We start from the raw sequence: 19058 nt of genomic DNA, 5'->3' as shown, positions 1-19058 counted from the left end.
CCGTATCAATGCAGCCTGTGTCAGGATCGGTAAGGTCCAACCCAAGGGAGACACCTGTACCGAACGGGTGTCTCTTCGCTGCAAGGAGAGCGTGTGCTCACTGTCGGTGACAAGTTCCCCGAGTTCGAACTGACCGCCTGCGTCTCGCTGGAGAAGGGCAAGGAGTTCGAGACGATCGACCACAAGACCTACGAGGGCAAGTGGAAGATCGTCTTCGCCTGGCCGAAGGACTTCACCTTCGTCTGCCCGACCGAGATCGCGGCCTTCGGCAAGCTGAACGAGGAGTTCGCCGACCGCGACGCCCAGGTCCTCGGCTTCTCCGGTGACTCGGAGTTCGTCCACCACGCCTGGCGCAAGGACCACGACGACCTGCGCGACCTGCCGTTCCCGATGATGGCCGACTCCAAGCACGAGCTGATGCGCGACCTCGGCATCGAGGGCGAGGACGGCTTCGCCAAGCGTGCCGTCTTCATCGTCGACCAGAACAACGAGATCCAGTTCTCGATGGTGACCGCCGGCTCCGTCGGCCGTAACCCCAAGGAGGTCCTGCGGGTCCTCGACGCCCTCCAGACGGACGAGCTCTGCCCGTGCAACTGGACCAAGGGCGAGGACACCCTGGACCCGGTCAAGCTGCTCGCGGGAGAGTGACCCCATGTCCCTCGACTCCCTGAAGTCCCGCATACCGGACTACGCCAAGGACCTGAAGCTCAACCTGGGCTCGGTCATCGGCAATTCGGACCTCCCCGCGCAGCAGCTGTGGGGGACGGTGCTCGCGACCGCGATCGCCGCGCGCTCCCCGATCGTGCTGCGCGAGCTGGCGCCGGAGGCGAAGGCGAACCTGTCGCCGGAGGCGTACACCGCGGCGAAGTCCGCGGCCGCGGTGATGGCGATGAACAACGTCTTCTACCGCACCCGGCACCTGCTGTCCGACCACGAGTACGGCAACCTGCGCGCGGGCCTGCGGATGAACGTCATCGGCAACCCCGGCGTCGACAAGGTCGACTTCGAGCTGTGGTCGTTCGCGGTGTCCGCCATCAACGGCTGCGGCCTGTGCCTGGACTCGCACGAGCAGGTGCTGCGCAAGGCCGGGGTCGACCGTGAGGTGGTCCAGGAGGCCTTCAAGATCGCGTCGGTGATCCAGGCCGTGGGCTCCGCCTTGGAAGCCGAGGCTGTGCTGGCCGACGTCGAGTAGACACGGTTACTCCAGGGACCCCGCTCACTGCTCGTGGGCGGGGTCCTTTGCGTGGCCGCCGTCCCCGGGGGCTGCGCCCCCGGACCCCGCTTCGGCCTGAACGGCCTCGTCCTCAAGCGCCGGACGGGCTGGTCGGCTCAGCAACGTCTGCTGCGAATACGACCGCAGATACCCCACGATCGTGTTCGTCACCGCCACCAGCGGCACCGCCACCACCGCGCCGCCGATCCCCGCGACCATGCCGCCCGCCGCCACCGACAGCACGACGGCCAGCGGGTGGACGCGGACCGCGCGCCCCAGGATGAACGGCTGGAGGACGTGGCCCTCGATCTGCTGGACGGCGAGGACGACCGCGAGGGTCATCACCGCGGTGAAGATGCCCTGCGTCACCAGCGCCACGACCACGGCCAGCGCGCCGGAGGCCACCGCACCGACCAGCGGGATGAAGGAGAAGAGGAAGATGAAGACGGCCAGCGGGACGGCCATCGGCACATCGAGGAAGTAGATGCCGATGCCGATGAAGACGGCGTCGATCAGGGCGACGAGAACCGTGCCGCGCACATACGCCGTCAGCGTCGCCCAGGCACGGGGGCCGGCGCCCGCCACGCCCGGCCGGGCCGCGGCCGGGACCAGCTTCAGGGTCCACTGCCAGATCCGCTTGCCGTCGTAGAGCAGGAAGAGCGTCGAGAAGGCCGCGAGCAGGATGCCGGTGAGCGCCTCGACGATGACCGTGACGCCTTCGAGGCCGGCCGAGGTGATCTCGTCGGTGTTGGCGCCGACCGCGTCCCGGAGGTTCTCGGCGATCTCGTTGATCTGCTTGTCGGTGACGTGGAAGGGGCTGTTGAGCAGCCAGTTGCGCAGCTCGTCGATGCCGTCCTGGACCTGGTCGGAGAGGTTGTCGATGTTCTCCATGACCTGCCAGGTCACGAACCAGCCCAGCAGCCCGATGACGACGAACCCGAGGATGGCGGTCAGCGCGGTGGCCGGTCCGCGCGGCACGCCGCGCCGGGTCAGCCAGGCCACCGAGGGCTGCATCAGCGCGGTGAGGAGCAGGGCGATGACGAAGGCCAGCACCACGAGTTGGACGGCGCTGATGACCCGCATCAGCACCCAGAGGGTGCCGGCGAGCACCAGCAGTCGCCAGCCCGCCTCGGCCGCGACCCGTACGCCCCAGGGCACGACCTGGGCCGGGTCGGGGCGGGGCGGCGGGGCCGTGGGGGCGTAGTCGGGGGGCCGCGGGACGTGGCCGGCGGGCGGCGGGGTGTCGGCGGGCGCGACGTCGGGCGCGACGGCGGTGGCGGTGGTTGACGGCCGCTCAGGCCGGTAGTCGGCGCCCTCCCGTTCCACCGCGGCGCGGCGCTCGTCCAACCGCTCGCTCATCTCGGAAAGCCCGGCACCGAGCCGGCCGAGCCACCCTGGCACTCGCGACATGATCCGTCCCTTTCCCCCGCCTGTTCCCACCACTCCCCCCGGAGTCGTTCGGTCCGACCGTACATGGCCCCGCCCGGAGAAGCGCGAAAGCCCCTCACCGAAGGACGGTGAGGGGCTGTGCGGGGTTGAGCGCGGGCTCAGTACCAGTTGTTCGCCTGCCAGAAGCTCCAGGCGCCGCAGGGGCTGTCGTAGCGCTCGTTCATGTAGTTCAGGCCCCACTTGATCTGGGTGGCCGGGTTCGTCTGCCAGTCCGAGCCGACGGACGACATCTTGGAACCCGGCAGGGCCTGGAAAAGTCCGTAGGCGCCCGACGAGGGGTTGACCGCCTGGTAGTTCCAGTCGGACTCGTGGTCCACGATGTTGCTGAAGCACTGGAACTGGTCGCTCGGCACCATCGACCGCGCCATCGCCTGGATCTGCGCGACGGTGTACGAGCTCTGCACGGGGAAGTCGGCAGCGGAGGACCGGGAGGCCTTCGCCTCGGCCTCTTCGCGCTCCTTGGCTTCCTGCGCCGCCTTCTCGGCCTTCTCGGCGGCTTCCTTCTTCTCGATCGCGCTCTGGGCGGCAGCCTTGCGGGCCGCCTCCTCAGCGTCCTTCTTGGCGCTCGCGTCCGCGGCGATGGCCTGGACATCGGCCTGTGCCGACATGGACTCGAACTGCACCTGGGCCTGCTGGCCCGCGGGTATGTCCGCGAGGAGCGTCGAATCGGCAGCCGTCGCCTCGGCGTCGTTGTTCTGCGCGGTGCTGCCCGAGGCAACGCCGACGACGCTTCCGACAGCGGTGACCGCGGTGGCAGAGGCCACTGCGAATCCCCTGACCGAAATCGGACTCACACGGTTTCCTTCCAGCATCGTCCGCTTCGGTGACCCTGGCGGACGCAATCGTGCCCCTGGCTCTGGCCTCCCAACTGCGGGGTCACGGGAGGCACGGACCCGATGGGCAACTCCCGGACAGGGAGCACCGCGTGGTGACTCGGGCGGCATACGACGGCGCTATGCAGTTGGTGTGGTGCTGCTGTGGTTCCGGACCGCTGGGGGTACGGGTGTGTCGTATGCGGGGCCTGACAGGAGTGAGACTCTGCCGCACCCGGACGCCGCAAGGCAATTCTGTGTTGCGTGTGAAAGCTCACACCTCGTTTGTGCCAGGGGTTTTACGGAAAGCCACACACGCCAAGGCGCCGCCCGGATAGGCTCACTGCCTTTCCGAACGGCGCCAACCAACGAGTAGCTACCGCAAGTTGAGCACTTGGGTCAGATCTGCCCGTCCTCCAGCATTTCGGTCACAAGCGCCGCGATCTGGGACCTCTCGGACCGCGTCAGCGTGACATGGGCGAAGAGCGGATGCCCCTTCAGCTTCTCCACGACGGCGACGACACCGTCGTAGCGCCCGACCCGCAGATTGTCCCGCTGGGCCACGTCATGGGTCAGAACGACCCTTGAATTCGCACCGATTCGGGACAGAACGGTCAGCAGGACGTTCCGCTCCAGCGACTGCGCCTCGTCCACGATCACGAACGCGTCGTGCAGCGAGCGGCCGCGGATGTGGGTGAGGGGCAGGACTTCGAGCATCCCGCGCGCGGTGACCTCTTCGATGACCTCGCGGCTGGTGACCGCGGACAGGGTGTCGAAGACCGCCTGCGCCCAGGGGCTCATCTTCTCGGCCTCGCTGCCGGGCAGATAGCCGAGCTCCTGCCCGCCCACCGCGTACAGCGGCCGGAAGACCATCACCTTCTGGTGCTGGCGGCGCTCCAGGACCGCTTCCAGGCCGGCGCACAGCGCCAGCGCCGACTTGCCGGTGCCGGCCCGGCCGCCCATGGACACGATCCCGACGTCCGGGTCGAGGAGCAGGTCGAGCGCGATCCGCTGCTCGGCACTGCGCCCCTTGATACCGAACGCCTCCCGATCGCCGCGCACCAGACGGACGTTGCCCTCGGGCGTGATCCGGCCCAGCGCGTTGCCGCGCTCGGAGTGGATCGTCAGTCCGGTGTGCACGGGCATGCCCGCGGCCTCGGGGACGTAGACGTGCCCCTCCTCGAAGAGGATGTCCACCTGCTCGCCCGGCAGGGTCAGTTCGGACATTCCGGTCCAGCCGGAGGAGTCCGTGATGGCGAGCTCGGCGCGGTACTCCTCGGCGAGGAGACCGACGGACGAGGCCTTGATCCTGAGCGGGAGGTCCTTCGACACGACGGTGACGTCGAGCCCCTCGGCCTGCAGGTTGCGGGCGACCGCGAGGATGCGGGAGTCGTTGTCCCCCAGGCGGTAGCCCGTCGGCAGAACGCTGGGGTCCGAGTGATTGAGCTCGACACGGACGGTGCCGCCGAGGTCCCCGATCGGAATGGGGGCGTCGAGACGGCCATGCTTCACCCGGTAGTCGTCGAGCAGACGCAGTGCCTGCCGGGCGAAGTAGCCGAGTTCGGGATGGTGCCGCTTGGCCTCCAGTTCCGTCACCACGACGATGGGGAGCACGACCTCGTGCTCGTCGAAGCGGTTCAGGGCGTTCGGGTCGGCCAGCAGGACGCTGGTGTCGAGAACGTAGGTGCGCCGGTCGGGCTTGTGGCGCTTTGTGCTGGTCACCACGGAAGGACGTACCCCCTCGGATGAGGTCGGGGAGCGACGGAGTGGGGCTGGACCGGTCGTCGGCCGCTGTGCACGGGCCGAAAACCGGCCCCCCGCGTCTTCTTCCGTGCCGTGACCGCACGGTGGGGCTGGTGCAAAGGGCCTCCCGGGCGGACGGCTCCGGCGCCGCCCGCTGAGATACGACACCCGTGGTTCGGGTGTCGACCTGCTTGCCTTATGCCCTCGAACATGCGGTGCCATGCCAGCGCATATGACGGCGCGCTGGTGAACTCCTTGTTACTTCCGTCCCGGAGAGGGGTGGTTTCCTCACGCTCGTATACGGCGGCGAGGGCGCCGGAAAGGACTCAGCCGCCGTAGCGCCGGTGCCGGGCCGCGTAGTCGCGCAGGGCCCGCAGGAAGTCCACCTTGCGGAAGGCCGGCCAGAAGACCTCGCAGAAGTAGTACTCCGAGTGGGCCGTCTGCCACAGCATGAATCCGGACAGCCGCTGCTCACCGCTGGTGCGGATCACGAGGTCCGGGTCGGGCTGGTCGCCGGTGTAGAGGTGGCGGCCGATCAGGTCGACGCTGACGGAGTCGGCGAGATCCTCCATCGAGGTGCCCTTGTCGTGGGCGTCGACGATCATCGAGCGCACGGCGTCGGCGATCTCCTGCCGACCGCCGTAGCCAATGGCGACGTTGACCAGTATCCCGTCGATGTGGGCGGTGGTCTCCTCGGCTTCCTTCAGCGCGGTCTGCATCGGAGAGGGCAGCAGGTCGGGGGTGCCGACGTGGTGCACGCGCCAGCGGCCGTCCGCGGCGAGGGTCCGCACGACGTCCTCGATGATCCCGAGGAGCGGGCCGAGCTCGTCCTGGGGCCGGTCGAAGTTGTCGGTCGACAGCAGCCAGAGGGTGACGACCTCGACGTCGGTCTCGGTGCACCAGCCGAGGAACTCCTCGATCTTCTCGGCACCCGCCCGGTGACCGTGCACGGTGGTGGAACCCGCGGCCTTCGCCCAGCGCCGGTTGCCGTCCATGATGACGCCGATGTGCTTGGGCACCTGAGCGTGGTCCAGGTGGCCCTCCACCCGGCGTGCGTACAACCTGACCAGCAGGCCGCGCAGCTTGTCGCGCAGGTTCACGTGTTCGTCAGCCCCTCCGTACAGATGCGGTCCCCGCGGGCCGCAGCCTACCCCTGCGGGGCTTGGGCCGTGCGCGTCGGGTGGGGGGTGGCTGGGGGAGCATGGGCGGCTGCCGGTCGGTCGGGGCCGGTCGCGCGGTTCCCCGCACCCCTGGAGTGAGGACAGTCACCGGCGCACGGGAGACGCATCGATGCGAGCACAAAAAACGGGCCGGTCCGTGGGGGGGAGACGGACCGGCCCGAGGGGGGGTTTCCACCATAACCCTTCGTAAGTGATGCTGCGTGCATCGGCGTGCCACAACTACTCTCCGAAATCGCTCGGCGACGGGGCGGTGGCCGCGAAACGGCTCTTTCGTGGCGGATTCATGGCGCGCCAGGGGTGGATTCCCAGGGGAAACGCGTGAGATAGGGCCGGATCCGGAGGGTTTGGCGGCTCTTGGGGTCTGCCTGGCGACTTGTCCGCGCATCCCTCCCCCGGGTGACCCCGACCGCGAACGTGCGCTTGACGAGGTGCGGGACCTCGCGGGACGCAAGCGGTTTCGGGGCGACGCGCGTCCAGCAGGGCTCCGATTCACGGCACGGCACCGCGCAGCCCCCTCCGCCGCGCGGTGCCGCCGCGCAGCTTTGCTTACGCGAATTACCTTGGTCTGAACTTACGTGAGCGCCCAAGGGAAAGCGAGTCGGCCGTCGTAACAATGTGGAAAAGGTTGGGGTTCCTTTGATGCGCAGGAGGCCGGGGGCGTTCGCGCACGGATGCACGGTTTGCAGCGAGGGGCTCGCAGCGCGTGAGGCAGCGGACAGTTCTTGACCTATTTCCCGTCTACGGTCGCCGTATGACGACGACGAACCGGACGGTCACCTGGGACGAGGCGAGTGCGCGACGGCTGGAGCGGCAGTTCCTGAGCCGTCCGGCCGGGGCGGGCACCCCGGTCGCCGGGGTGGTCGGGGCGATGCTGGGCGCGCACGCGCAGGTGCTGTCCGCGGCCGAGGTGTCGGTGGGGGTACGTGCCGAGGGGGCGACCCGGGCGGATGTCCGGGCCGCGCTGTGGGAGGACCGGTCGCTGGTGAAGACGTTCGGCCCGCGCGGAACCGTGCATCTGCTGCCCGCCGCCGAACTGCCCCTGTGGTGCGGTGCGCTGACCGCGGTCCCGACCGGCCGCAACGCCTTCGCGCCGGAGGTCCGGGTGACGCCTGAGCAGGCGGAGCAGATCGTGGCGGCGATCGGGGACGCCCTGGACGGGGTGTTCCTGACGGTGGAGGAGCTGGGCGAGGAGGTCGTGGCCCGCACCGGCTCGTGGGCCGGCGACCTGGTCATGCCGGCCTTTCAGGATCTGTGGCCCCGCTGGCGGCAGGTCCTACACCGGGCCGGCCAGGCGGGCGCCCTGTGCTTCGGCCCGAACCGGGGCCGGAAGGTGACCTACACCCGCCCGCCGTCCTTCGACCCGATCCCGGGGGAGACGGCCCTGCGTGAGCTGGTGCGCCGCTATTTGCTCGCCTACGGTCCCGCCACGCCACCGCACTTCGCCAAGTGGCTCGCGGCGCCCGCGGGTTGGGCGGCCTCGCTGTTCACTGAGCTGGCGGCGGCCGGGGAGATCGAGGAGGTCGATTTCGAGGGGGCGGCGGCCTGGGTGGTGGCCGGGGACACGGAGTTCCCCGGCGGGCCGGTGCGGGGAGTGCGGTTGCTGCCGTACTTCGACGCGTACGCCATCGCCGCCCAGCCGCGGGAGTCGCTGTTCCCCGGGGAGGCGTATCGGCGGGCGCTGGCGGGCGGACAGGCCGGGAACTTTCCGGTGGTGCTGGTGGACGGGCGGGTGGCCGGGGTCTGGCATCAGCGGCGCCAGGGCCGTCGTACGACGGTGACCGTGGAGTTGCTGGGACGGCGGCCGGGCGCGCGGCTGGAGCGGGAGCTGGCCGCGCGGGCCGAGCGGGTGGGGGAAGTACTGGAGGCGAAGGCGGAGTTGGTGCTCGGGCCGGTGACGGTCGGCCCGCACGCATGAGGTGACGCGGGCTCAGGCCCCGGGCCTGCGGGCCTCGAAGAGGTGGCGGGTGCTGTGCGCGACGAAGGGGCCCTCGGACTCGATCCGTTCGTGCAGCGCGCGCAGCTGGGGCTCGTAGGCCTCGACGGTGAAGCCGGGGACCATCCAGACGACCTTGCGCAGGAAGTGGACGACGGCGGCGATGTCGTGGAACTCCATGCGCAGCGCCTCGGCGCGCAGGTCGACGATCTCCAGGCCGGCGGCCTCGGCGTCGGCGCCTTCGCGGTCGGGGTGGCGGCCGCCGCGGACCTCCTCGGGCTGGGGGCCGAGGAAGTACTCGACGAGCTCGAAGACGCTGTGCGGCCCGACGTGCTGGGCGAAGTAGGTGCCGCCCGGCTCCAGGACACGGGCGATCTCGGCCCAGTGCGGGCGGACCGGGTGCCGGCTGCCGACCAGGTCGAAGGTGCCGTCGGCGAAGGGCAGCGGGGCGTCCTCGGGCGCGGCCACGACGGCGACGCCGTGCGGCCGCAGGACGGCGGTGGCCTTGGCGACGTTCGGCGGCCAGCCCTCGGTGGCGACGGTGAGCGGCGGCACTTTCGGGGCGGCGCGGCGCAGGGCGAAGCCGAGCACCTCGCCTCCCCCGGTCTGGATGTCGAGGGCGGCGGTGGCGCGGGAGAGCCGCTCGGCGAGCGACGTCGCGTAGCCCCATGACGGCCGCGCCTCCGTGGCCCTCCCCTCGAACCAGGAGAAGTCCCAGCCCTCCGTGGGGACCGCGGCACCTTCGGCGACCAGTGCCTCGAACGACCTGCTGTCCTGTCCCATGCGGATCATGATCCCAGGGCGTTGTCAGTGCCCGCTGCTAATTTTCGGCGCCATGACGAACTCGACGTACACGGCCGGTGAGAAGGAAACGCTCCGGGAGAGCCTGAACCGCCATCGGGACGCGGTGCTGTGGAAGCTGGAGGGGCTGGACGACGAAGCGCTGCGCCGCCCGCTGACCCCGTCGGGCACCAGCCTGCTGGGCCTGGTCAAGCACCTCGGCTCGGTGGAGTACGGCTGGTTCGTGTCGACCTTCGGCGGCGAGGTGGAGCCGCTGTGGTTCGACCCCTACACCGACCAGGACATGCGGGCCGACCAGGGCGAGACGACCGAGGAGATCATCGCCTTCTACGGCCGTGCGCGCGCCGCGGCCGACCGCGTGATCGCCGAGCGCGAGCTGACGGACCTCGCTCAGCCGGCCTGGCGGGACGGACAGGTGTCCCTGCGCTGGGTGCTCGTCCACATGATCGAGGAGACGGCACGGCACGCGGGCCACATGGACATCGTGCGGGAGCTGATCGACGGGGCGATGGGGGCTCACCGGCCGGGCTGAGGGGAGAGCACGAGCAGGACGTGCTCGTCCTCGCCGTGGCGGACGGTGCCGGCGCGCTCGAAGCCGTGGCGTTCGAGGAGCCGTACGGACGCGGTGTTGGCGTGGAAGGGGTCGGCGTACAGCGGGCGGGTGCGCTCCAGGTCGAGGAAGAGGGCGAGGGCCCGGGTGCCGACGCCCCGGCCCCAGTACGGCCGTCCGAGCCAGTAGCCCAGGAAGCGGCGCTCGCCCTCCCACCAGGAGACGACGTTGCCGGCCACCTCTCCGCCGGCCAGGACGGTCTGCACGAGGCAGGTCTCGTCGCCGAGCACGCTTGTCCGCCAGTGCTTCAGGAAGGCGTCCCGCGGCCGGGGCGTGAACCTCGACCGCCGGACGGCCTCCGAGTCGTGCTCGAAGGCGAGGAACGCCTCCAGGTCGCAGTCCAGAACATCCCGGATGCGTACGTCCGCACTGTCATCGCTCATGCCCCGGAGTCTGGCAGGAGCCACTGACAACGCGGCCCGGACCGGGCCCGCGCACTGCCCCCGCTACGGGACCAGCGGCCGCACTTCCTCGGCCACGAACCGCACGAACCCCTCCGGGTCGGGCTCGTCCCCCGTCGGCTGCACCACCACGGTGTCCGCACCGGCGTCCGCGAGCCGCTGCACGGCCTTGGCGACGGCCCCCGCGTCCCCGGCGACACCGAGGTCGGGCACGGACGCGACGCCCTCGGCCTCCAGTTCGGCCTGGAGCCGGGCGGCGGCGTCGGGGCCGGTGGCGGCGAGGAGATAGACGACGACCCGATGCGGCTCGGCGCCGGAGCGGCCCGCCGCCTGACGTCCCTCGTCGATGAGCCGCCGCGCCCGGCGCACGCCCTCCGGCGGTGTCGAGGCGGTGAGCAGCGTTCCGTCGGCGGCCTCGCCGGCCAGCCGCAGCGAACGGGGCCCGGTGGCCCCGGCGATGACCGGCACCGGTTCGGCGGGCGGCCAGTCCAGGGCGACGTCGTCGAGCCTGACGTACCGCCCCTCGGTGGTGACGCGTTCACCGGCGAGCAGGGCGCGCAGCGCGAGGAGGTGCTCGCGCAGCAGCGTCACCGGCGACTCGGCCCGCGCGCCGACCTGCCCCATCCAGTCCTGCACCCCGTGCCCCAGGGCGAGGATCGGCCGCCCCGGGAACATCCGGTACAGGGAGGCGGCCTCCATGGCGGTGATCGCGACGTTCCGCAACGGCACGGGCAGCAGCCCGATGCCGACCTTGACCCGCTCGGTCCAGGCGAGGGCGGCCGCCGCCGTGGAGATGCCTCCCTCCCGGAAGCAGTCCTCCCAGAGCCAGAGCTCTTCCAGACCCGCCTGGTCGGCGAGCCGGGCGACGGAGCGGAGTCGTTCAGGGGCGAGCTGGGGACGGAATACTGCGCCGAGTCCGGTCATGGGGCCTTTCCTACCCGGGTAGCACTCGGCGGACAACACGAAATCCAGGAAGGTGGCCGGTCATGGGGCGACGACTGCGCGACGGGCGGGGGGCGCTGGTCGTTCACGGGGAACGGGGCGACGTGTCGGTGCCCCTGGAGGTCGCCTCGTCGTACCGGGCCCGTACGAAGGGGCTGCTGGGGCGGGATGCCGTGGACGGGGCGATGCTGCTCACGCCGGCGGGCAGCGTGCACACCTTCCGGATGCGCATGCCCATCGACGTCGCCTACCTCGACCGGCGGCTGAACGTCATCGCCGTACGCACCATGCGGCCGGGCCGGCTCGGCCTGCCCCGGCTCCGTTCGCGGCATGTGCTGGAGGCGGAGGCCGGGACGATGGCCGGGTGGGGGGTGCGGGTCGGGGTGCGGGTGACGGTGGACGCGCAGTGACGTCCCGAGCCCGGGCCCTGGGCCCCGGGCCCCGCTCAGCCGTCCGAGCGCGGGAAGGAGACCTCCACCCGTCGGTTCTTCTTGCGGCCGGCCTCCGTCGCGTTCGAGGAGATGGGGTACTGCTCGCCGTAGCCCCGGACCTCGTAGGTGACGGTGGAGTCGGTCAGCTCCGACTCGAGGACGCCCTGTACGGCGTTGGCGCGCTTCCGGGACAGGACGTCGCCGTGGGCCGAGGAGCCGAGGTCGTCGGTGAAACCGAAGACGCGGATCCGGGTGGCGTTCTGCTTCTCGATCTCCTGCGCGATCGAGGCGATACGGGCCTTCGACTCGCCGGTCAGCTTGGCGCTGTCCTTGGGGAACAGCACCTCCGCCTGGAGCGCGAACTTCACGTCCGCGTTGGTGTCCTCCCGGCGTTCCTCACCGCCCTGGTCCTCCACGACCTGCTTGATGTCCAGGACCTTGGGTTCGGCGAGGGTGGCACCCTCGGGCAGCTTCAGATCGGGGTCGTTGGCGTCCACCTCGACGGGCGCGGCGGCCGTCGCCTCGGTACCCGGCGGCACGCTGGGGTCGTCGGCGGCGTCGGCCGTGGTCGCCCCGAGGAGGTTGGCGGCGACCATGAGGGTGGCCGCGGTGAGGGTGAGGGAGAGGCGGGGGGTGCGGGTCATTGGGGCCTCACCCGGAGATCGTGATGTCGGCCGGCGCGAACATGGGCAGTTGGAGGGACACGTCGGCCGTGCCCGTGGGCGGTGCCGGGAACTGCATGAAGACCGGGATGGTCTCGCCCGACTTGATGGACGAGATGCCCGTAGTGGTGAGCGGGCGGCCGTCCGTGTCCCTCAGGACGTAGTAGCGCTTCTTCCCCTTGGCATCGACGAGTGTGGCCCCGCCGAACGAGCGGCCGTTCCTGATGATCTCGGTCTCGTTGCCGCTCAACTGCGCCGGGATGGCCAGTGTCTTGTCGCCCTCGTTCTTCAGTTCGCCGCTGACCGTGATGAATCCACCCGTGTCCCTGGAGGCCGAGTCGATCTGGAGCAGCAGGCCGTTGGGGCCCTTCAACTCGGCCAAGAGGTCACCCGCCTGCCCCTCCTGAGCACTCGGATCGGATCCGCCGGTCCTGGACGCGGACGGCGAAGCCTCCGGCTTCTTGTCGTCACCTCCACTGCCGCAGCCGGCCGCACCGAGGGCCAGTCCGGCCGCGATGGTCATCGCGACCATCCCCCTACGGGCCTTCGTGGTGATCCGAATGCTCATGCCTCTGCTTCCTTCGTCACTCGTCGTTCGCTTGTCCGTCGGCCAGGTGGACGTCGAAGAGGTCCTCGGGGTCCGGAAGCGTGGTCGGGTTGTCCGGATCCGGGTCCCAGTTCGTGTCCCCGCACTTGAGTTGCGGGAGTGGCAGCGTGTCGTTGCCGTCGCCGTCGCCGGCGTCCTCGCCGGGGAGATCGAACGTACAACGTGACTCGATGACGGCGGTGGCGGTCGCCCGCGACTTCTTGTCCGCCACGCCGGGGACGATCGAGTCCCCGACGGGCTTGTTCGTCGTGACCTCGACCTCGTACCTCAGGAGCCCTGGTTCGCAGCCGTTCACGACCGCGTCGTTCTGCGCCGCGAGCTCGTCCGCTCGCCAACACGACAGGTCCAGGCCCACGTCGCCCTCGAAGATGTCCTGCCACTTCGCCGGGTCGAGTACGTCCTCCACCCACTTGCCCGCGAGTTGGTCGCGCGTGTCCAGTGCCGCTGCCAGGGCCGCCGCGTCCGCGGCGGTCTGAGCACCATTCCTGTTCGCGGCGGCCTGGCCGACCGCAAGGTATGCGAACGCGAGAAAGAGCAGACCCGCCACCACCGTGATGTAAATGGGGAAGGCCTGCCCTGCGTCGTTGTGCCTGCGGGGCCTCGTCAACCGCCGGTGACCTCGGTGATCTTGTCCGTGATCGCGTTGAAGATCGTCTGCCCGATGTCCGTCCCCGTAATGGCCAACACAATCGCCACCACCACCGCGATGATGCCCAGATACTCCACCGCCGTCTGCCCCTTGTCGTCCCGCACGGCTCGGGAACGCAGGTACTCGACGGTGGTGTTGATCCAGTTGCTCATGGTGTTCCCCTCTGGGCTCGCAAGTCCTGTGAGAAGTATCGGGAGAAACGTAAGCGTGCGTACCCCGAACACCAGAGGGTCCTTGGGCCCAATTGCGGGCCCCGGCCGAAAACCGTCGCTCCGTCATCGCCGGTCAGCTCCGTCCCGGGTGCGAACCAGGGGCCGTGCCCAGCCACTTGGCGGCGGCCTGCGCACGGCTGGTGCTGTGGAGTTTGGCGAAGATCCGGTTGATGTGGTTCTTGACCGTCTTCTCGCTGATGAAGCAGGTGGCGGCGATCTGCTGGTTGTTCATGCCCGCCGCGATGAGGTCCATGATCTCCGCCTCCCTCCTGCTCAGCCGGAACAGCGACCGGTACGACGAAGACTGTCCCACAGGTGATTGCACCTGCGAAAGCGGTTCCGCTAAATTCCCTGTAACAGTTGGAAGTTCATCGTTTGCGAGCGCGAGCGGCCGCGCTGTCGCCGCCTCCGCCGTGGGTGTGAGCGGTGACCGCCCCAGCTTGACGTCCCGTACGGCCGCCACCAGTTCGTCCGTCGTGAACTCGCCGTGCACCAGATAACCGGACGCGCCCCGCCGCAGCGCCTCGCGGACCGTCTCCGACTCTCCGCTGTACGTCAGCATCATCACCGGGGCGATGCGCACGAGGTGCGGGAGGGCCGCGATGCCGTCCAGGCCGGGCATCCGTACGTCGAGGAGGATCACGTCGGGGCGGTGGCGGCGGGCCGCCTCTTGGGCCTCGTGGCCGTTGGCCGCCTCGGCCACGACCCGTAGGTCCGCGTGGCTGGACAGCAGGGCCGTCAGGCCCGCCCGTACCACCGGGTTGTCGTCGGCCACCACCAGGCGCAGCGGCGTGGTGAGGCCGGGTTCGTGCGACGGGGTCATGGGGGTCATGGGGTCGCCTTCGTCGTCGTCAGGGCCGCCAGGGGCAGTTCCAGGCGGACCTCCGTGCCACGGGCGTGGGTGCCCTTGCCGAAGTCGATGCGGGCGCCTATCGACGCGGCGCGTTCGGCCATGCCGAGCAGGCCGAAGTGGCCGGTTCGGCGCAGGTCGTCGAGGGTGGTGCCGGGCGGCAGGCCCCGGCCGTCGTCGTGGACGGTCAGGCACAGCGCCTCGTCCCGGACGCCGGCGCGTACGTCGACCCGGGTGGCGGCGGAGTGGCGGTGGGCGTTCTCCATGGCCTCGGCGGTGATGGTGAGGAGCTGGCGGGCCACGGCGGGCGGGACCGGGGGCGCGGGGGCGTCGCCGGTGGTGTCGTAGGTCGCGGGCACGCCGGTGCGCGCGGTGAAGTCCTTCACCTGGGCGGCCAGTTCGGGGGTGAGGTCCGTCATCCGGTCCGGGTCTGACTCGCGGCGCAGGTCGGCCAGGAGTTCACGGGACTCCGCCGCCGCCCTGCGGGCCGAGCGGGAGACCAGCTCCGCCTGCTGCCGGATGCGGGCCGCGTCCGGCGGGCCGGCGGCCGCCGAGTGCGCGAGGCCGTCGGCCGCCAGCGCCACACCGTGCAGTGTCTTCGCCACCGAGTCGTGCATCTCGCGGGCCAGCCGCGCCCGTTCCGCGCTCACCGCCTCCGTGACGGCGAGGCGCGCCCGGACCGTCGTCAGGGCCTCGGTGGCCGTGCCGAAGCGGAGCATGAGGTTGCGCAGGGACGAGCCGAGCGCGCCGGTGACGACACAGAGGCCCGGCAGCAGGAGCTTGTCCGTCAGGCCCGCCGAACGGGCGTCGGTGTTGATCGCGTAGGCCAGCAGCAGGATCAGGGACTGCACGCTCGCGAAGACGGCCGCGCCCCGGTAGCCGTAGACGATGCCGGCCAGGAGCGGGGTGCAGACGCTGACGTAGGCCAGGGTGGTGTCCGGGCCCCCGGAGACCAGCAGCAGGGACGTGAAGAGAGTGTCCGCCGCCAGGAGGGTGGGGTGGCGCAGGAGGAGGGGCCCGAAGCGCTCCCAGTCGCGGAACAGGGCGTAGGAACCCATGAAGGTGACGACGACCGCCGCGCCGACCAGGCGGGTGCCCAGGCCGGGGGCCGCGCCCAGCAGGGCTCCGGGTGCCGCGAGGGCGATCATGGCGAGCCGGAAGCCGAAGACCTGGCGGCACATCGCCTGGAGGGCGTTGACCTGGAGCGGGATCCTCGCGGAGCGGTCCGGCTCGCCGGAGCTGTCCGCGGCGGCCGGGCGACGGCCTCGCAGGAACCCGAGGCCGAACCTCGCGCCCCCGGCCCCCGAGCGCACCCGCAACGGCATGCCTGCCACGGCCCCTCCCCCCTACTCCCCCGTCAGCGAACCGAAGTCCGTGCCCGACCCCAGCAGCAGCCCCGCCCCCAGCAGGATCATCGTCGCCGGGACCATGAACGTCGTGATCATCAGCGTGGCCCTCGGCACGGCGCGGGCCGCCTTGCGGCGGGCGTTCTGGGCGTCGGTGCGGCGCATGTCCTTCGCCAGCGCCACCAGCGTGTCGACGATGGGCGCGCCGAGTTCCTCCCCCTGCTGCAACGCCGTCACGAACATCGCCACCTGCTCGGAGTCGTTGCGGCGGCGCAGTTCCGCGAAGGCCTGGCGGCGGCTCATGCCGAGGTCCATCTGGCGCAGGGTGATGCGCAGTTCGTCCGCCCAGGGCCCCTCGTACTTGGAGGCGACCCGGTCGAGTGCCTGGCGAAAACCCAGGCCGGCGCTGACGACGACCGCGAGGACGTCCAGGAAGTCCGGCAGGGTGCGCTCGATCTCGTCCTTCCTGATGCGGATCGCCGACCAGATGCCGACCTCCGTCCAGAAGGCGCCGAAGGCCAGCAGCAGCAACGCCACCAGGAACTGTCCGCGCAGCAGGAACACCAGGAAGCCGACCGCGCCCAGGAAGCCGTACACCGCGCGCCGGGCCGCGTAGCGGTCGATCGTCAGGCCGCCGGGGTTGCCCGCGAGGTCGATCCGTCGGCGGTACCTGGCGACCAGTTTCGGTCCCATCAGGCGCAGTACGGCGGGGGCGTAGCGCATGCCCATGCGGTCGACGAGCGAGTCGACGGCGCCGGTGCGGGTGGCGCCGACCTCCAGGGCCAGCGCGAGGTCGCTGGGCAGCTTGGTCTCCGCCCGGTACATGCGGATGCCGGCGAAGACACCCCAGACGCTCAGCGCCATGACCGTCGCGAGCAGGAGTCCGATTCCGAGTTCCATCTCTCCTCCCCGGCCCTCAGACGTCGATCCGCGACATACGGCGGATCAGGATGAACCCGACCGCGTAAAGGCCGAAGGCGATGAGCACCGCGGCCTGGCCCAGCGGGGAGCCCGTCATCCGGTCGAGGGCGCCGTCCTTCACCCCGTTCATCAGGAACAGCGACCCGATGCCGAGCACCGGCACGGCGTACGACGTCATGCTCACCTGGGAGAGCTGGGTACGGACCTCGCGCCGGGTCTCCTTGCGCTCCTCCAGCGTCTCGGTGAGGTTGCGCAGCGCGCTCACCACCTGGCCGCCGGCCCGGTTGGACAGCACCAGCGTGGTCACCAGGACGACCAGTTCGCGCGACGGGAGGCGTTCGGCGAGCTCGCCCAGGGCGTCGTCCATCGAGGCGCCGAGGGCCAGCTGGTTGGAGACCTTGGCCAGTTCCTCGCCCGCCGGGGCCTCCAGCTCCTCGGCGGCGAGGCCGATCGCGGTGCGCAGGGCCAGGCCCGCGTGGGCGGCGTTGGCGAGGATGCGGGCGAGTTCGGGGAGCTGGTTGATGAACTTCTCGATGCGCTTCTGGCGCTGCCAGTTGAGGAACTGGACGGCGGCCCACACCCCCAGCAGGCCCGCGATCGGCCCGAAGAAGGGGGCCAGCGCCGCCTGCCCGGTCAGCCACAGGCCCGCCACCGTCGCCAGCATGTACACGAAGAACTCGCCCGGCGTGACGTCCAGGCCGGTCGCCACCAGCCGCAGTTCGAGTTGTCTGCCCAGTTTGGTACGGCGCAGGCGGCGGTCCAGGTCGGCGAAGCGACGGCGCCGGCCGCCGGCTCCGGTGAGCTGGCCGGCGGCCGACAGACGCTCGACCAGTGCCTGGCGCTGGGCCCGTCCGGCGGCGTGGGCGTGCACGCCCAGCACGGCGAGCACGCAGGTCAGCAGCGCGACGCCGGTGGTGAGCGTGATACGGGTCTGGAGGTCCATGGTCGGGGTCCTACCTGGCTTCTCGGTACGCGAGTTCGAGCGGGGTCTGGGCCACCCCGAAGGCCTGGGGTATCTGCTGGCTCGCCATGTAGAGGCGGTCGGCGGTGCGGCGGGGCAGCGGGAAGTACGCGAAGGCGCCGTGGACGCGACCGTCGGGGGTCATGGGCTGGGCGTTGAAGCGGGCGACCGTCGCCAGGCGGTACGGCTCCGCCCCGTGGCTGTCCAGGATCGCGATCTCGGTGATCCGGCGGGCGCCGTCCGGGAACCGGGTCAGCTGGATGAGCACGTCGACCGCGCTGTTGATCTGGTCGTGCAGCGCCTCGAAGGGAACCGTGACGTCGGACATGGACGCCAGCGTCTTCAGCCGCATCAGGGCGTCCTCGGCGCTGTTGGCGTGCACGGTGGCCAGCGAGCCGTCGTGGCCGGTCGACATGGCCTGGAGCATGTCCAGGGACTCGCCGCCGCGGACCTCACCGACGACGATCCGGTCGGGGCGCATCCGCAGGGAGTTGCGGACCAGGTCGCGGATGGTGACCTGGCCCTTGCCCTCGACGTTCGGCGGGCGGGACTCCAGCCGGATCACATGGGACTGCTGGAGCTGGAGTTCGGCGGAGTCCTCGATGGTGATGATGCGCTCGGTCTCGGGGATCAGGCCGGACAGGGCGTTCAGCAGGGTCGTCTTCCCGGTGCCCGTGGCGCCCGAGACGATGACGTTGAACTTGGCCTGCACCAGCCCGGCCAGCAGATACACCATGGGCTCGTCGAGCGAGCCGAGGCCGGTCATCTCGTGCAGGGTGAAGGAGCGCGGGAAGCGGCGGATGGTCAGGGTCGCGCCGGTCAGGGACAGCGGCGGGATGATCACGTTCACGCGCTCGCCGGAGGGCAGCCGGGCGTCCACCATCGGGTTGGACTCGTCCACCCGCCGGTTCACCGTCGAGACGATCCGCTCGATGGTCTGCATCAGCTGGTCGTGGGAGGGGAAGCGCAGCGGCAACTGCTCGACGCGGCCCGCGCGTTCGACGAAGATCGCGTCCGGCCCGTTCACCATGATCTCGGTGATCGAGGCGTCCTCGAGGAGGGGCTCCAGGATGCCGAGGCCGAGCGCCTCGTCGACGACGCGGCGGATGAGCTGCGAGCGCTCGACCGTCGACAGCACCGGGCCCTCGCGGCTGATGATGTGCCCGAGCACCCGCTCCAGGCGGGCCCGGCGCTCGGCCGCCGCCAGCGAGCTCATCTCCGCGAGGTCGATCTCCTCCAGCAGCTTGGCCCGGTAGGAGGAGACCAGATGGCCGTCCTCGCCCCGGCTGCCGTGCTCCTCGGGGGAGTTGATGCGTGACCTCAGGCTCATGTGG

The 19058-nt window shown here is 70.6% G+C and carries 21 protein-coding genes; 5 read left to right on the top strand and 16 right to left on the bottom strand.

Translation table 11 applies throughout. The features are described from left to right. Positions 1-93: 93 nt before the first annotated feature. Positions 94-648 (top strand): peroxiredoxin, encoded by a 555-nt coding sequence (locus tag ACIRD7_RS34920; RefSeq protein ID WP_403459832.1) that lies wholly within the window; start codon positions 94-96, stop codon positions 646-648. Between the two features lie 4 nt (positions 649-652). After that, on the top strand, positions 653-1192 hold the full coding sequence (locus ACIRD7_RS34915) for an alkyl hydroperoxide reductase (RefSeq protein WP_403459830.1): 540 nt from the start codon (positions 653-655) through the stop codon (positions 1190-1192). A 24-nt stretch (positions 1193-1216) separates the two neighbouring features. Here the strand turns inward: ACIRD7_RS34915 and ACIRD7_RS34910 are convergent, their stop codons facing one another. From ACIRD7_RS34910 to ACIRD7_RS34895, 4 genes are all read right to left on the bottom strand, one after another. After that, the gene (locus ACIRD7_RS34910; RefSeq protein ID WP_403459829.1) at positions 1217-2623 is read right to left on the bottom strand and encodes an AI-2E family transporter; all 1407 of its coding nucleotides are present in this window, start codon (positions 2621-2623) and stop codon (positions 1217-1219) included. A 137-nt stretch (positions 2624-2760) separates the two neighbouring features. Beyond that, positions 2761-3474: a transglycosylase SLT domain-containing protein gene (locus ACIRD7_RS34905; protein WP_403459828.1), complete on the bottom strand. Its 714-nt coding sequence runs from the start codon at positions 3472-3474 to the stop codon at positions 2761-2763. Positions 3475-3873: 399 nt separating this feature from the next. Further along, the gene (locus ACIRD7_RS34900) at positions 3874-5199 is read right to left on the bottom strand and encodes a PhoH family protein (protein ID WP_403459826.1); all 1326 of its coding nucleotides are present in this window, start codon (positions 5197-5199) and stop codon (positions 3874-3876) included. Positions 5200-5543: 344 nt separating this feature from the next. Continuing rightward, entirely contained in the window at positions 5544-6317 is a 774-nt protein-coding gene (locus ACIRD7_RS34895) for an isoprenyl transferase (RefSeq protein WP_403459825.1), read from the bottom strand. Between the two features lie 832 nt (positions 6318-7149). Here ACIRD7_RS34895 and ACIRD7_RS34890 point away from each other — a divergent pair. Beyond that, positions 7150-8313 carry a winged helix DNA-binding domain-containing protein gene (locus ACIRD7_RS34890; protein ID WP_403459824.1) on the top strand — a complete coding sequence of 388 codons (1164 nt, stop codon included), beginning with the start codon at positions 7150-7152 and terminating at the stop codon, positions 8311-8313. A 12-nt stretch (positions 8314-8325) separates the two neighbouring features. Here the strand turns inward: ACIRD7_RS34890 and ACIRD7_RS34885 are convergent, their stop codons facing one another. Further along, positions 8326-9114, bottom strand: coding sequence for a methyltransferase domain-containing protein (locus ACIRD7_RS34885; RefSeq protein ID WP_403459823.1), 789 nt, complete (start codon positions 9112-9114; stop codon positions 8326-8328). 52 nt (positions 9115-9166) lie between these two features. Here ACIRD7_RS34885 and ACIRD7_RS34880 point away from each other — a divergent pair, with 52 nt between their 5' ends. Further along, positions 9167-9664, top strand: coding sequence for a DinB family protein (locus ACIRD7_RS34880; protein WP_403459822.1), 498 nt, complete (start codon positions 9167-9169; stop codon positions 9662-9664). Here ACIRD7_RS34880 and ACIRD7_RS34875 read toward each other — a convergent pair. Further along, positions 9649-10125: a GNAT family N-acetyltransferase gene (locus tag ACIRD7_RS34875; RefSeq protein WP_403459821.1), complete on the bottom strand. Its 477-nt coding sequence runs from the start codon at positions 10123-10125 to the stop codon at positions 9649-9651. The genes ACIRD7_RS34880 and ACIRD7_RS34875 overlap by 16 nt on opposite strands. A 63-nt stretch (positions 10126-10188) precedes the next feature. Further along, positions 10189-11067, bottom strand: a complete 879-nt coding sequence (locus ACIRD7_RS34870) for an LLM class flavin-dependent oxidoreductase (RefSeq protein ID WP_403459820.1) — start codon at positions 11065-11067, stop codon at positions 10189-10191. Between the two features lie 62 nt (positions 11068-11129). Between ACIRD7_RS34870 and ACIRD7_RS34865 the strand changes: the two genes are divergently transcribed. Continuing rightward, a complete protein-coding gene (locus tag ACIRD7_RS34865) occupies positions 11130-11495 on the top strand; it encodes a DUF192 domain-containing protein (RefSeq protein ID WP_403459819.1) in 366 nt (121 codons plus the stop codon). Positions 11496-11530: 35 nt separating this feature from the next. Here ACIRD7_RS34865 and ACIRD7_RS34860 read toward each other — a convergent pair whose 3' ends face one another. The 9 genes from ACIRD7_RS34860 to ACIRD7_RS34820 form a co-directional block, all read right to left on the bottom strand. After that, a complete protein-coding gene (locus ACIRD7_RS34860; protein ID WP_403459818.1) occupies positions 11531-12160 on the bottom strand; it encodes an OmpA family protein in 630 nt (209 codons plus the stop codon). Between the two features lie 7 nt (positions 12161-12167). Continuing rightward, on the bottom strand, positions 12168-12746 hold the full coding sequence (locus ACIRD7_RS34855; protein ID WP_403459817.1) for a hypothetical protein: 579 nt from the start codon (positions 12744-12746) through the stop codon (positions 12168-12170). Between the two features lie 16 nt (positions 12747-12762). Then, positions 12763-13392, bottom strand: coding sequence for a pilus assembly protein TadG-related protein (locus ACIRD7_RS34850; protein ID WP_403459816.1), 630 nt, complete (start codon positions 13390-13392; stop codon positions 12763-12765). Continuing rightward, positions 13389-13586 carry a Flp family type IVb pilin gene (locus ACIRD7_RS34845; RefSeq protein WP_147993430.1) on the bottom strand — a complete coding sequence of 66 codons (198 nt, stop codon included), beginning with the start codon at positions 13584-13586 and terminating at the stop codon, positions 13389-13391. Before ACIRD7_RS34845 ends, ACIRD7_RS34850 begins: the two co-directional genes overlap by 4 nt. Before the next feature lie 133 nt (positions 13587-13719). Next, complete coding sequence (locus ACIRD7_RS34840; RefSeq protein WP_403459815.1) at positions 13720-14478, bottom strand: response regulator; 759 nt, start codon at positions 14476-14478, stop codon at positions 13720-13722. Then, positions 14475-15821: a sensor histidine kinase gene (locus tag ACIRD7_RS34835; protein WP_403459941.1), complete on the bottom strand. Its 1347-nt coding sequence runs from the start codon at positions 15819-15821 to the stop codon at positions 14475-14477. The genes ACIRD7_RS34840 and ACIRD7_RS34835 overlap by 4 nt, the downstream gene beginning before the upstream one ends. Positions 15822-15842: 21 nt before the next feature. Then, positions 15843-16742: a DUF5936 domain-containing protein gene (locus ACIRD7_RS34830; RefSeq protein ID WP_403459814.1), complete on the bottom strand. Its 900-nt coding sequence runs from the start codon at positions 16740-16742 to the stop codon at positions 15843-15845. Positions 16743-16758: 16 nt separating this feature from the next. Next, positions 16759-17706 carry a type II secretion system F family protein gene (locus ACIRD7_RS34825; RefSeq protein WP_403459813.1) on the bottom strand — a complete coding sequence of 316 codons (948 nt, stop codon included), beginning with the start codon at positions 17704-17706 and terminating at the stop codon, positions 16759-16761. 10 nt (positions 17707-17716) lie between these two features. Further along, positions 17717-19054 carry a CpaF family protein gene (locus ACIRD7_RS34820; protein ID WP_403459812.1) on the bottom strand — a complete coding sequence of 446 codons (1338 nt, stop codon included), beginning with the start codon at positions 19052-19054 and terminating at the stop codon, positions 17717-17719. Positions 19055-19058 lie beyond the last annotated feature (4 nt).

This window comes from Streptomyces sp. NPDC093568, from assembly GCF_044764945.1.
Classification (GTDB): Bacteria; Actinomycetota; Actinomycetes; order Streptomycetales; family Streptomycetaceae; genus Streptomyces.
The sequence above is the reverse complement of the archived record's forward strand: the minus strand, read 5'-3'. Positions and strand labels throughout refer to the sequence as shown.